We start from the raw sequence: 13,147 nt of genomic DNA, 5'->3' as shown, positions 1-13,147 counted from the left end.
CAGTTTACACAGCGACGGAGGAAAAAGGCGCTTGCGGCCCCCGCCTTCGCGGAGGCGACGATAGCGGACGAATGACAGCGCCCGACCCCAAAGCCACCGCTTCTCCCGTCGACCCTACCCATCCCACGCCGCGATCGTGGTGCGGTGGAGCAGGCGGTCGTGGCCGTCGTAGCCGCCGGTTGCGCGGTGGAGGAGCGAGCGGTTGTCCCACATGATCAGCATGTCGGGTTCCCAGACATGGCTGTAGCGAAAGTCCTCGCGCCCCTGCCATCCCAGTATTTCGTACAATAAGGGCAGCGCCTCGGCATCGTCCATCCCTTCGATGCCCATGATGTAACCGGCGCAGCCGAACAGCCCTTCGCGGCCGGTTTCGGGGTGGCGGCGGATGAAGGGGTGCAGCTGCGTCGCCAGCGCTTCCTCGCCCGAGCGGATGTCCATGCTGCGATCCTTGTCGCCCGCGCCGTACATCCCCGACGGCGCATAGCCGCCGCGCGCGCTGTGGACCGCGCTCCGACCTTCGATTTTCGCGCGCAGCGCATCGGGCATCGCGTCAAGCGCCGCGTGCTGGTTCGAAAAATCGGTGTTGCCGCCGACGGGCGGGATCGTGATCCCGAACAGGCAGGTTCCGGCGGGTGGGCGCGCCTGAAAGCTCCAGTCGCTGTGCCAGTTTTCGGCAAATAAGGGCGAAGTTTCGTCGGCGCGGCGCTTGACCGCGATTACATGCTCGTGCCCGGGGACCGGCTTGATGAAGGGATCGTCGCCGAAGCCGCCGAAATATTGAGTGAAACGCTCGAGATCGTCGTCGTCCATCTTCTGATCGTGGAAAGCGAGGACGTGATGGTCGAGCCATGCGGCGCGGATTTCGGCGACGCTGTCGGGGGCGAGCGGCCGGGTCAGGTCGACGCCGGTGACGCGGGCGCCGCAGGACTGGCCGCTAGGAGTGATGGTCAGGGTCATGCCGCGATGCTGCGCCGATTGACGCGCGGGGTCAATTCCCGCGCCAACCCGCCCGCTTGCGCCGGTGGGGACATCAAGCTAGGAGGCGCGCACTCGCATGGACCCGGTGCAAATCCGGGTGGCTATTCCGGCCGCCGATCCGCCGGACGACATCACACATGAAATCCTGTTTGCGCCCAAGCTGGCGCCATGTGCCTTGTTGTGGAATTGCAATGTCTGTTTCCTTGTCTTCCTATCGCCAGCAGTGGTTCACCGACAGCGCGTCGCTGAGCCGCGAAATCCTGGCTGGGATCATCGTCGCGCTGGCGCTGATACCCCAAGCGATCGGGTTTTCGATCATCGCCGGCGTCGATCCACGCGTCGGGCTTTACGCCTCGGTCGCGATCGCGATGGTCGTTGCCTTTACCGGCGGCCGGACGGGGATGGTCTCTGCCGCCACCGCTGCGGTCGCGGTGCTGGTAATCCCGCTGGTGCGCGATCATGGCGTCGAATATCTGTTTGCGGCAACGATCCTGATGGGGTTAATTCAGATTGTCGCGGGGCTGCTGCGGCTCGACCTGCTAATGCAATTTGTCTCGCGCTCGGTGATCACCGGCTTCGTCAACGCGCTGGCGATCGTGATCTTCATGGCGCAGCTGCCGCAACTGACCAACGTCGGCTGGGAAACCTATGCGATGGTCGCGGGCGGACTGGCGATCATCTATCTGCTGCCGCGCCTGACCAAAGCGGTGCCCTCGCCGCTGATCGCGATTCTGATCCTGTCGGCGATCAGCATCGGTTTCGGTCTGCCGGTCAATACCGTGGGCGACATGGGCAAATTGCCGGAGGGGCTGCCGACCTTCGCGTTGCCGAATGTGCCGCTGACGCGGGAAACGCTCCAGATCGTCCTGCCCTATTCGCTCACCATGGCGGCGGTCGGGCTACTCGAGAGCCTGCTCACCGCACAGATCGTCGACGACATGACCAATACCGACAGTGACAAGCAGCGCGAATGCGCTGGACAGGGCGGGGCGAACATCGTTGCGGCCTTTTTTGGCGGCATGGGCGGCTGCGCGATGATCGGCCAGTCGGTGATCAACGTAACGTCGGGCGGCCGCGGGCGCCTATCGACCTTTACCGCGGGGGCGTTCCTTCTGTTCCTGCTGGCGGTGCTCGGTCCGTTCGTCGGGCAGGTGCCGATGCCCGCGCTGGTCGCAGTAATGATCATGGTGTCTATCGGGACGTTCAGCTGGAATTCGATTCCCAACCTGCGCCGTCACCCGCTGACGTCGTCGATCGTCATGCTGACGACGGTGATCGTGGTGGTGGCGACGCATGACCTGTCGCTCGGCGTCCTGGCGGGCGTGCTGCTGTCGGGGGTGTTCTTCGCTGGCAAGGTGCGGCGGATGTTCGCGGTCGAGCGCGAGGTTTCAGCCGACGGCAAGACCGCAACGTACCGCGTCACCGGTCAGATTTTCTTCGCCTCGGTTGATCGTTTCACCCGCGCGTTTCAGACCGAAGACGAGGTTGGCCATGTGCTGATCGACGTTTCGGCGGCGCATTTCTGGGACATCTCGGGAGTGGGAGCGCTCGACAAGATCGTCGCCAAGCTGCGGCGCGAGGGACGGAACGTGGAAGTCGTGGGCTATAATCGCGCCAGCGCCGACATCATCGACAAATTCGCGATGCACGACAAAACCGGGGTGGAGATCGGGATGGTGCCGCATTGAGCGCAGGCCGGGCGGATGATCGACATAGACGCCGCCAAGTTTTTTCCTCATCCTGCCACCGGCATGCTTCTATTGTGCGAGGCGAAGGAATCTCTATGAAGACCCTGATGAAAATTGCGATGGCGCTTGGCCTTTGCCTGTCGATGACCGCAATGCCCGCGTCGAGCATCGCCGCTCTGCAACAGGGAGCGAAGGCGCCCGATTTCACGCTGAACGCCGCGCAGGGTGGCAAGCCGTTCAGCCTGTCGCTGAAGCAAGTGCTGCGGAAGGGGCCGGTCGTGCTCTACTTCTTCCCCGCCGCCTTCACCCCAGGCTGCACGATGGAAGCGCATCTCTTCGCCGAAGCGAGCGATGATTTCAACAAGCTGGGTGCGCGCGTTGTCGGCGTGACGGCGGGTAATATCGAACGCGTCGCCGAATTTTCGAAATCGGAATGCCGCGACAAGTTCGCCGTTGCAGCCGATCCCGGCGCAAAGGTTGCGGCGAAATATGACACCGCCATCCGGCGCCCCGGCCAGTCCGCGATTTCCAGCCGGACGTCTTTCGTAATTGCCCCGAACGGAAGCATATTGCTGAGCTACACCGACAGCAAGCCGCAGGCGCATGTCGAAAAGACGATGGCGGCGGTGCGGGCGTGGAAGGCGCGGCAGCGCTGACCGGATCGCGGGCCTCGACCGCCCGCGATCATCCCATAAGTTACTTCGGCCGCCCGCCAAACCCCGCGGCCGTCCGCAGCTCTTCCGCATCCATCACATAACCATCGCTGACCACCGTCACGACGCGGCGAAGGGCGCCGAGGTCGGTGGAGGGGTCGCCGTCGACCAGCACCATGTCGGCTTCCTTGCCGACCGAGATCGAGCCGGTGCGCTTGTCGGCGCCGACGACGCGGGCAGGGATGATCGTCGCGCTCTGGAGCGCCTCGGCGGCAGTGAATCCGGCCTGCTGGTAGATTTCGAGTTCGCGGACAAGCTCGATCCCCCAGCCGTCGGTCCCCGCAACGATCGGCACGCCCGCCTTGTGCAGGCGGCCGACGAGTTCGACCATCTTGGCATAGCTTTTGCGATAATCGTCGCGCGTCAGCCCATCGATGAGCGGATAGCCGCCAGCGGTGAACACCGAGCGTTCGATCACCGGCGAAATGATGCCCATATAGGGCGCGTAAGCCGGGTGCGGTATGCCGCCGTCCTGCGTCAACATGCCTTCGAAAATGACGATCGTCGGGTCGACCAGCGTCTTGCGCTTGGCAAGGTCGACGATGAAGCCCGCCATCAGGGGGGCGTCGAGATCGACATCCTTGAAATAGCGCGCCGGGCCTTCCATCCGCTGGCGCGTGTTTGCGCGGTCGATCACGTCGCGCGGCATCGATTCCATCACCACGAAATTGAGGTGGGTGAGCTCGTCATAGCCCGCGGCGACGGCTTCGCTGGGCTTCATGGTGGCGGGGACATGGCCGTGGACGTGCAGGCCGAGCCGGTGCGCTTCCGCGGCGGCGGGCGCGATCCATGCCGGATTCATCGAGGTGTAGAATTTGACGCCCCACAGCCCGGCGTCCTTGATGCGCCGCACCGCGGCGATGGCTTCGGCTTCGCTGCTGACCACTTCGGCGCCCTGCGCCGCCAGCGGATCCTTCTTGTCGACGATTGCCGAAATGAAAGGCTCGCCCATCAGCAAACTGCCGTTGGCGCGACGTTGGGTGGCATCGATGGCGCGGTCGAAGGTCGTGCCAGGGCTGCGAAAGCTGGTGATGCCGTTCGCCACATTCGACAGAACGCTCCAATCGTCGCCGATGTGGAGGTGACTGTCCCAGATGCCGGGAACCAGCGTCTTGCCAGCGCCATCAATGACCTGTGCGCCCGACGGCGCGGTCAGCGATCCGGCGGCGCCAATGGCGGCGATCTTGCCATCGCGGGCAAGCACGGCGCGGTTCTCCAGGAACGTGCCTTTGTCAGCGTCGAACAGTTGGACATTGTCGAACAGCACCGGGGCTTTCGCGGCGGGCGACAGGAAGCGTTTAGCGACACCGGCAACTGCCGCGGCGGTCGCGGCTTCCTGTGCGTCTCGAAGCTGCTTCAGCGCGCCCTCATAGCCCGCGGGAATCACCGAAATGAAACTGATGTCGGCGAAATAGCGCTTATTCTCATCGAGCCAGACAGGGTAGGGCGAGGGGAGGATGCCGCTGACGAAGGCGAGCTGGACCTTCCTTGGGCCGCCCGGTCCCTGGATCGTCTGCATCGCGTCGAAGGTCATCCGGCCCTTGCCGCTCGGCAGGAAATCGAGCCCCTCGTCGCCTGCGGCGGCTAGCGCGTTGATCAGCGGCGCGTTGGCGATGCCGACGCCGCCTGCCGGAATATACCAGCCGCCCGCGGCGGCTTCACCGGCGTCGGTCGCAGTTCTCCACGTCGCGCGGCCGTTGGCGACGCGATACTCCTCGGCGGCGTCACCCGACATGGTGACGCCGCGCACCGTCGTTGCGGCGATGGTGCCGCCGTGCGCGAAGGTCGTGACCTGATCCATTTCGGTGATCCAGCCGCGCAGTTCCTGCGACCAGCGATAGGCGGTGCGGCCATCGGGGAGCTGCCATTGCCACTGGCTACCATGCTGGCCGGCTTCGGACACCACGACATAGCGGACCGCGTCGGCGGGCGGCTTGAGCAGGTCTTCCTTGGGGACAGGTTTCGACTGTGCGACCGGTGCCGCGGTTTCATGCGCGTAGGCGGCAGGAGCGGCGGCCGAAGCCAGCAGGGCGGCGGTCAGGATCAGGCGCATTGTCGATTTCCCCCAGTGCGTGGTGCAATGGCCGACAGTGGTAGGCGCATGGGAGCAGCCGAAGCAAGAACCGACCGACGGCGAACAGCAATCGATGAATGGCAACCGTCGCCCCCGCAAAGCAGGGTCAACGATCGTTAGTCGCGCTTTTGTAGGCCGATCACCGCCGTGATCGGCAATTCCGCATAAAGATGCGGGAACAGCTCGCCGCCGCGCGCTTCTTCCCAGCGGATCGCGTCGCCGAGGCAGATCAGGTCCACCTCGGCAATCATCAGGTCGGTTTGCCCCGCGAAATGCTTGGCGATCGTCCCTTCAAGCTGCGCGGCGGTCGACAGGTGGATATAGCCGTCGGCAATATCCACCGGGGCCCCGCGAAAGACGCGCTCGCGTTCAAAATCGGCCCATTGCTGATGGGTCAAGATCTTGAAGGCGGTGGTCGCGGTCATTCGCCGGGGCCGTCGGGCGCAGTTTCGGAGGCTTCGGTTTCAGCTTCGGTGTCGATAGCCTCAGCTTCGATCTCTTCGCTTTCCTCGATCAGCGCGGCGGACACGACATGTTCGTTGTTCGCAACGTCGAACAGGCGGACGCCTGCAGTGCCGCGGCCGATGACGCGCATCGAATCGAGCCCCATGCGGATCAGCTTTGCCTGGTTGGTGACGAGCATCAGCTGATGCGACTTGGTTGCGGGGAAGCTGGCGACGACCAGGCCGTTGCGGGCGATGTTGTCGATGTTGGTGATCCCCTGCCCCCCACGACCGGTACGGCGATATTCATAGGCCGACGACAATTTGCCAAAGCCGTTGGCGCAGACGGTCAGGATGAACTGTTCGCGCGCGGCGAGCTCTTCCATGCGGTCGGCGGGCAGCGTCGGTTCGTTCTCATTATCCTTCCACGGCGCGGCGCGCAGATAGGCCTCGCGTTCGTCGCCGGTGGTGCCGACGCGGTGGAGGATCGACAGCGAGATGACTTCGTCGCCCGCGGCGAGGCGCATGCCGCGCACGCCGGTCGAATTGCGGCTCTGAAATTCGCGAACATCGTCGCCGGCAAAGCGGATCGCCTTGCCCTGCCGCGTCGCGAGCAGGACATCGTCGCTTTCGTCGAGCAGCGCGACGCCGATCAGGCGGTCGTCCTCATCCTCGCCCTCGAACTTCATGGCGATCTTGCCGTTCGACGGCACGTTGGTGAAGGCGTCCATGCTGTTGCGGCGCACGCTGCCCTTGGCGGTGGCGAACATGACGTGGAGTTTGCCCCATTCGGTCTCGTCTTCGGGCAGCGGCAGCACGGTCGAGATCGTCTCGTCCTTGCCCAGCGGCAACAGATTGACCATCGGTCGGCCGCGCGTCGCAGGACCGCCTTCGGGCAGGCGCCACACTTTCATGCGATACACTTTGCCGAGGGTCGAAAAGAACAGCACCGGTGTGTGCGTCGAGGTGACGAACATTTCGGTGACGACATCCTCATCCTTCGTCGCCATGCCAGCGCGGCCCTTGCCGCCGCGCCTTTGCGCCCGGAACGTATCGAGCGTGGTGCGCTTGATATAGCCGTCCATGGTGACCGTCACGACCATCTCTTCGCGCTCGATCAGATCTTCATCGTCGATGCCGTCGGCAGCGGGGGCGAGCTGGGTGCGGCGCGGTTTGGCGAATTCGTCGCGCACCGCGATCAGCTCTTCGCGCATGACGGCGATGAGCTTATCGCGATTGGCGAGGATGCTCAGCAGCTCCTCAATCTCGTCCGCTAGCTCTTTCAGTTCCTTGCCGATTTCGTCGCGGCCGAGCGCGGTCAAGCGATGGAGACGGAGGTCGAGGATCGCCTTGACCTGCACTTCGGAGAGGCGATAGCTCGAGCTGGCATCGAGCTCGCCATCGATTGCTTCGACCAGACGGATATAGGGCGCGATGTCGCCAATCGGCCACTCGCGCGTCAGCAGCGCTTCGCGTGCCGCCGCGGGGCTGGACGAACCGCGGATGATTCGGACGACTTCGTCGAGATTGCTGACCGCAACGACGAGGCCGAGCAAGATGTGGGCGCGGTCGCGCGCCTTATTCAGCTCGAACTTGCAGCGGCGGGTAATCACTTCCTTGCGGAAGTCGATGAACGCCGACAGGATCGTCTTGAGCCCCATCATTTCGGGGCGGCCGCCGCGGATCGCAAGCATGTTGGCGGGGAAGCTCGACTGCGCCGGGGTGTGGCGCCACAGCTGGTTGAGTACGACCTCAGCGGTCGCGTCACGCTTCAGTTCGATCACGACGCGGACGCCTTCGCGGTTCGATTCGTCGCGGATGTCGGAGACGCCCTCGATGCGCTTGTCGCGCGCCGCTTCGGCGATCTTCTCGACCAGTCCCGACTTGCCGACCTGAAACGGAATCGAGGTCAAAACAATCGACTGCCGGTCGTTCCTGCCTTCCTCGATGATGTGCGTCGCGCGCATCATCACCGATCCGCGGCCGGTGGCATAGGCATTGCGCGCGCCACCCTGACCCAGCATCAGCGGGCCGGTCGGGAAATCAGGACCGGGGATGATCGCCATCAGTTCGTCGAGGGTGATTTCGGGATTGTCGATCGTTGCCAGCGTGGCGTTGATCACTTCGCCCAGGTTATGCGGCGGGATGTTGGTCGCCATGCCGACGGCGATGCCGCCGGCGCCGTTGACGAGCAGATTGGGATAGCGTGCGGGCAGGACGGTGGGTTCGGATTCCGAGCCGTCATAGTTGGGTTGGAAATCGACGGTGTCCTTGTCGAGATCGCCGAGCAGCGTGTTCGCGACCTTTGCGAGGCGCGATTCGGTGTAACGCATCGCCGCCGGCGGATCGGGGTCCATCGAGCCGAAATTGCCCTGACCATCGACGAGCGGGACGCTCATCGACCAGTCCTGCGTCATGCGCGCGAGTGCGTCGTAGATCGAGCTGTCGCCGTGCGGGTGATATTTACCCATGACGTCACCGACGATACGCGCCGATTTACGATAGGGTCGGCCCGCGACATAGCCGCTTTCGAACGCCGAATAGAGGATACGCCGGTGCACCGGCTTCAGGCCGTCGCGCACGTCGGGAAGCGCGCGGCTGACGATCACGCTCATTGCGTAATCGAGGTAGCTTGTCTTCATTTCGTCGACGATGTTGATCGGCGAAATGCCGTCCTCGGACGGCGGCGTCGGCGTATTTTCTTCGGTCAAGACCCGGCCTTTTTTCTGCTTTTCGGGAGGTGGTTTTTTCCTAGCCGACGGTGGCGGGAAATGCCAGCGATTCGGTGGGTTTTCAGGGAATGATTTCGCTGCCGTCCCATGCGAAAATCCGCCCGGTTTCGGCGGGTGTCAGCGCGCCGAGGGTGCGCAGCAGATTCGCGGCGGCCGTGGGCGCGCTGGTCAGCTGTTCGGCGGACACGCCGCGCTGGAATGGTGCCGACAGATCGGTGTCAACGGTGCCGGGATGCAGCGCGACGACGACCGCGTCGGGATTGTGCCTTGCCTCGGCAATCGCGAAGGTGCGCACGAGCTGGTTCAGCGCAGCTTTCGAGGCGCGGTAGCTGTACCAGCCGCCACTGCGGTTATCGCCGATGCTGCCGACCCGTGCCGACAGCATGGCGAAGACGGTACGCTCGCGGCGCGGCAGCAGGGGCAGGAAATATTTGGCGATCAGCGCGGGGCCGATCGTGTTGACGGCAAAATTGCGCGCCATCCAGTCGGGGTCGATGTCGGCGAGCTTTCGTTCGGGCTGCCGCCCGTCGGCGTGGAGCAGGCCGGTGGCGACGAAGACCAGCCGCGGCGGCGGGCCGCTATCGCGGACGAACGCGGCGGCCGCTGCGACCGAGGCCTCGTCGGTGACGTCGACGCTGTGCGGCGCCGGTAACGAGCGTGCGAAACGGTGAATGATGTCATGGCGTCCGTCCGCCTGCAAAGCGTCAGCGAGCGCGGCGCCGATACCGCCCGAAGCCCCGATGATGACTGCCGAACCATGCTCTGCCACCGCGGCGGCGTATCATGCGCCGTCACCTTGCGACAAGCGATGCTTGCCAAACCGGTTCGGCGCCATATGACGGTGAGCCGTGGCTTCTTACCATCATTGCGCCCGTCGATGGCCCTGATCGCGCTGATCGGCGCCAGCGAAGTCTTGCCCGACGGCGGGCTGCGCGCGCTCGTCACCGTGGCGGGCGAAACGCTGATCGAGCGGCAGGCGGCGCGGCTGGCCGATGTCGGGGTGACGCATATCGCGGTTGCGGTCGCGGCAGTGCCCGCCGACCTGTTGGCGACGTGCGACCGCATCCGACGCCGCGGCGTGAAAGTGACCCCGATACGCGTCGCCACCGACATGATGGGGCTGGTGCAGGAGGATGACCGGATCATCCTGGTCGCCGACGGGCTGCGCGCAGGCGGGACGCATTATGCCGCGATCGCCAAGCCCGGCGCGCCCGCGATCCTCGTCACCGGCGATACGCCGCTGACGCAGGGGTTCGAGCGGATCGACGCGACGCGGCGCTGGGGCGGGCTGGCGAGCATTTCCCAGCCGATGGTCGCCGAACTGGCGGCTATGCCGGGCGAATGGGACATGATGCTCACGCTGCTGCGGCTGGCGGTGCAATCGGGCGCGCGGCGGCTCTATTGCGAACCGGCGCTGTTTGAGCAGGGCGAGATCGCGATCGTCACCGATCGCCCGACCGCCGCGCTGATCGAGCAATCGAGCCTACAGCAGGTCGAATATGGCGGGATGGGGTTTGGGCGGTCGGCGATCATGATGCCGCTGATCCGGCTTTTCGGGCCGTTGCTGGTCAAGTCGCCGACAACAGCGCGGTACCTCCCCTATTTGACCGCCTTGCTGTGGCTGGCGGTTTCGGGGCTGGCGGCGAGCGGGCTGGCCGCGGCGGGCGCGCTGGTCGCAATCCTTGGCGGACTGGGGCTGACCGCGATGCGCTTCCTGTCGGCGTTCCGCGCCGAAAGCGCGGCGCAGGACCGGGTGCGCGACGTCATTCGGACCTTTGCCTGGCTATTGCTCGCGGTTTTTCCATGGATTGTTTCGCTGGCGGGGCCGGGGCATGAAATGCCGCTGTTTTCCGAAGCTGCGCTGGCGCCGTGCCTCGCCGCGTCGATCCTGCTCGCACGGTCGCTGTACGAGGATTCGAGCGAGCGGCGGCGCTTCCATTGGTTGCTCCCCGATGCTGATCAAGCGTGGATCATGCTGGCGCCCGCGTTGCTGTTCGGCTTTGCGTCATTGATGTTCGCGATCCTGCCGCTGCTCGCGCTGCTCCAGATTTTGCTCTGGCTGCGGTTGGCGCGGCGCCCGGAAGCGCCGTAAAACAAAGCGCTTCAAGGTTTAGCGCGTATTAACGCCATCCTGCTATCCGCGATCGTGCATGACTGACTCCGTCTCCTCGTCCGGCACCGATCCGCTGTCTGCGCGCCTGCGCGAACTCGCGGACTATCTGTCGGCGCCCGCCGCCGGGCGGCTGACCGAGGAGCAGCGTGCGCTGTCGCTGGGGATCGCGCGGCGGCTGGTTGCGGATGTCGCGGCGTGGCTGGACCTGGCGATCGACACCGATGGATTGTGGCAAGAATGGCTGCGCAAGGGGGTGCCGGGCGCCGAGCGGCTGGCGCCCATCTGCTTTGCCCGCGGCGAGGAACATCGCTGGCGCGAACAATCGGCGCAGCGCACGCCGCCGCCGCCGATCTTGGCCGACACTGGTGAGGCTAAGAGCGAGGCGGCGGTGGACGCGCCCATGTCCGACATCGACCGCGCCTATCTGGCGTTGCAGATCGCCGATCGCCGTCGTTTCGACGCGCTGGGCCATCCGGCGCTGGCGATTGCCGACCTCGACGGCGAGGTGTTTCGGGGGGTGCTGCGCGACGTCGCGGCGTGGCGTCTGGCCGAGGTCAGCCAGTATCAGGCCCGCGCCGCCCAATTGGGCGACGCGGTGCGGGTTGCCACCGAGCGTCACGCCGCCGAGCGCGGCATGGCAGATGCGGGCGCAGCCTATCACAAGATTCTGGGCGCCGGCGTGTCCGAGGCCGCTGGGCAGGCGATCACGCGACACGACTGGCCGACGCTTATCGCGCTCGCCGCTGCGGCGCTCGGCAGCAGCTATGACGATATGGCGCTGACGCTGCTGACGGCGGAGACGGCGGCGCTGCCGTCGCTGCTCGCGCCGCTCCACCTCGATCGCACCGCGCTGGCGCCGCTCGAAGCGTCGCTGGCGATGCTGCCGTCGCGCGCAGTCGCCGAAGATGGCGCGCGCAATTTTGGCGAAATGCTGGCGCCGGGGCGCAATACGCAATGAGCGAGCGCATCATCCGCGGCCGGATCGACCGGTCGGGTGCGCTGGTCAGCGCCGACGCGCCGCTGCTGCGACTGCAGCAGCGCGCGGGGGCGGGGCTGGGCAAACCGCTGGCGCTGCCGCATCTGGCGCGGCTGGTGGCGCTGGCGCAGCGACTGCACCGTGACATCAGCCGACCGCTGCACACCGCCGACGATCATAGCGATATTCACGCGCTGGTGCGCATCATCCCCGACGATGACGGTGCGAGCCTGGAGATAAGCGACTGGCGCACGCGGCCGGTGGCGCACCCGCAGATCCCGGCCATCGGCGATAATGTCGTGGTGCCGCATGGCTGGACGTGGGAGTGCGACCAGCTATTGCGGGTGGTGGCGCTGCGCGCGGCGCCCGATGCACCGCCGGTTCCCGCCGATTGGGAGGGACGCTCGCTGTCAGAATTGTTCGAGCTGCAACCCGACGGCGATGGCCGCTTTCCGGTGCTGCGCGCGCTGGCGCGGCAATCGCGCTTCGGCGGCCAGCATGTGCAGGCTGACGCGCCTGCCGGGCGGTTGGCGATGACCTTGTCGGGCGACGCGCTGTTCGACGCGGTCGGTGGATTTACCGGGTTTCGCGGATCGGCCGTCGTCGCCGATGACGCGGCGGCCGGTCCGGTGCCCGCCGCGATGCTCGTCGATCCTGCGTTCGGGTCGCTACCGCTCTCCGATCCGCAGTTCGGTCGGCGCATCGACGGCGCGCTGCGCGGTCCGCTCAGCCGCATCATCGCAACCGCCGAGACGATTTCAGGCCAGTTCGACGGCCCCATCCGCGCCGATTATGCGCGTTACGCGGGCGATATCGCCCACGCCGGACGACATTTGTTGGGGCTGGTCGACGATCTGGCCGATTTGCAGAATATCGAGCGGCCGGGGTTCAAGGCGGCGGCCGACGAAATCGACCTCGGCGATCTGGCGCGCCGCGCGGTCGGGCTGCTCGGCATGAAGGCCGAGGAAAAGGGCATTCGTATCGACGCCCCGCGCACTGACGACAAGGCTCCCGCGACGGGCGAATTCCGCCGCGTGTTACAGGTGCTGCTCAACCTGTTGGGCAATGCGATCCGCTATTCGCCCGACAATTCGCTGATCTGGATTCGCGTGAACCGCGAAGGCGACCGCGCGACGGTGACCGTCGCCGATCAGGGGCAGGGGATCGACGCCGATCAACAGGCGGTGGTGTTCGAGAAATTCGAGCGGCTGGGACGGACTGACAGCGGCGGATCGGGGCTGGGGCTGTATATCGCGCGGCGCCTGGCACGAGCGATGGACGGTGATTTGACGGTTGATAGCGCGCCGGGGCAGGGGGCGCGGTTTACGTTGAGCTTGCCGGCGCGGGAATAAAGAAGAGCCGTCGCCCCCGCGAAGGCGGGTGCTGCAAGCGCCGTGCATCTGCCTCGCTGCGTAACCCGTCAGCGGCCC

General features: G+C 65.6%; 10 protein-coding genes and 1 other annotated feature. Of the genes, 5 read left to right on the top strand and 5 right to left on the bottom strand.

Going from position 1 to position 13,147, the window contains the following annotated elements:
• Positions 1 to 114: 114 nt before the first annotated feature.
• Positions 115 to 957, bottom strand: a complete 843-nt coding sequence (locus K0M74_RS11980) for a TauD/TfdA family dioxygenase (protein ID WP_293972429.1) — start codon at positions 955 to 957, stop codon at positions 115 to 117.
• Positions 958 to 1,053: 96 nt separating this feature from the next.
• Positions 1,054 to 1,109 (top strand) — a sequence feature (sul1 is cis-regulatory element that is thought to sense ions involved in sulfur or methionine metabolism; They are found in Alphaproteobacteria).
• A gap of 60 nt (positions 1,110 to 1,169) precedes the next feature.
• Here K0M74_RS11980 and K0M74_RS11975 point away from each other — a divergent pair.
• Positions 1,170 to 2,666, top strand: coding sequence for a SulP family inorganic anion transporter (locus K0M74_RS11975; protein WP_293972426.1), 1,497 nt, complete (start codon positions 1,170 to 1,172; stop codon positions 2,664 to 2,666).
• A 95-nt stretch (positions 2,667 to 2,761) separates the two neighbouring features.
• Positions 2,762 to 3,322, top strand: a complete 561-nt coding sequence (locus tag K0M74_RS11970) for a peroxiredoxin (protein ID WP_293972423.1) — start codon at positions 2,762 to 2,764, stop codon at positions 3,320 to 3,322.
• Between the two features lie 40 nt (positions 3,323 to 3,362).
• On the opposite strand, the gene K0M74_RS11965 is transcribed toward K0M74_RS11970, so the two are convergent.
• The 4 genes from K0M74_RS11965 to K0M74_RS11950 form a co-directional block, all read right to left on the bottom strand.
• Positions 3,363 to 5,432, bottom strand: a complete 2,070-nt coding sequence (locus K0M74_RS11965; protein WP_293972420.1) for an amidohydrolase family protein — start codon at positions 5,430 to 5,432, stop codon at positions 3,363 to 3,365.
• A gap of 137 nt (positions 5,433 to 5,569) precedes the next feature.
• The gene (locus K0M74_RS11960; RefSeq protein WP_293972416.1) at positions 5,570 to 5,878 is read right to left on the bottom strand and encodes a DUF952 domain-containing protein; all 309 of its coding nucleotides are present in this window, start codon (positions 5,876 to 5,878) and stop codon (positions 5,570 to 5,572) included.
• Entirely contained in the window at positions 5,875 to 8,607 is a 2,733-nt protein-coding gene (gene gyrA, locus K0M74_RS11955; RefSeq protein WP_293972413.1) for a DNA gyrase subunit A, read from the bottom strand. The genes K0M74_RS11960 and gyrA overlap by 4 nt, the downstream gene beginning before the upstream one ends.
• 82 nt (positions 8,608 to 8,689) lie before the next feature.
• A complete protein-coding gene (locus K0M74_RS11950; RefSeq protein WP_293972410.1) occupies positions 8,690 to 9,397 on the bottom strand; it encodes an SDR family NAD(P)-dependent oxidoreductase in 708 nt (235 codons plus the stop codon).
• 108 nt (positions 9,398 to 9,505) lie between these two features.
• Here K0M74_RS11950 and K0M74_RS11945 point away from each other — a divergent pair, with 108 nt between their 5' ends.
• From K0M74_RS11945 to K0M74_RS11935, 3 genes are read left to right on the top strand one after another with little or no spacing between them, the layout of a single operon-like run.
• Positions 9,506 to 10,720 (top strand): hypothetical protein, encoded by a 1,215-nt coding sequence (locus tag K0M74_RS11945; RefSeq protein WP_293972407.1) that lies wholly within the window; start codon positions 9,506 to 9,508, stop codon positions 10,718 to 10,720.
• Positions 10,721 to 10,778: 58 nt separating this feature from the next.
• Entirely contained in the window at positions 10,779 to 11,699 is a 921-nt protein-coding gene (locus K0M74_RS11940) for a hypothetical protein (protein ID WP_293972404.1), read from the top strand.
• A complete protein-coding gene (locus K0M74_RS11935) occupies positions 11,696 to 13,069 on the top strand; it encodes a HAMP domain-containing sensor histidine kinase (protein ID WP_293972401.1) in 1,374 nt (457 codons plus the stop codon). Before K0M74_RS11940 ends, K0M74_RS11935 begins: the two co-directional genes overlap by 4 nt.
• Positions 13,070 to 13,147 lie beyond the last annotated feature (78 nt).

The organism is Sphingopyxis sp. (assembly GCF_019459305.1).
Taxonomy (GTDB): Bacteria; Pseudomonadota; Alphaproteobacteria; order Sphingomonadales; family Sphingomonadaceae; genus Sphingopyxis.
The sequence above is the reverse complement of the archived record's forward strand: the minus strand, read 5'-3'. Positions and strand labels throughout refer to the sequence as shown.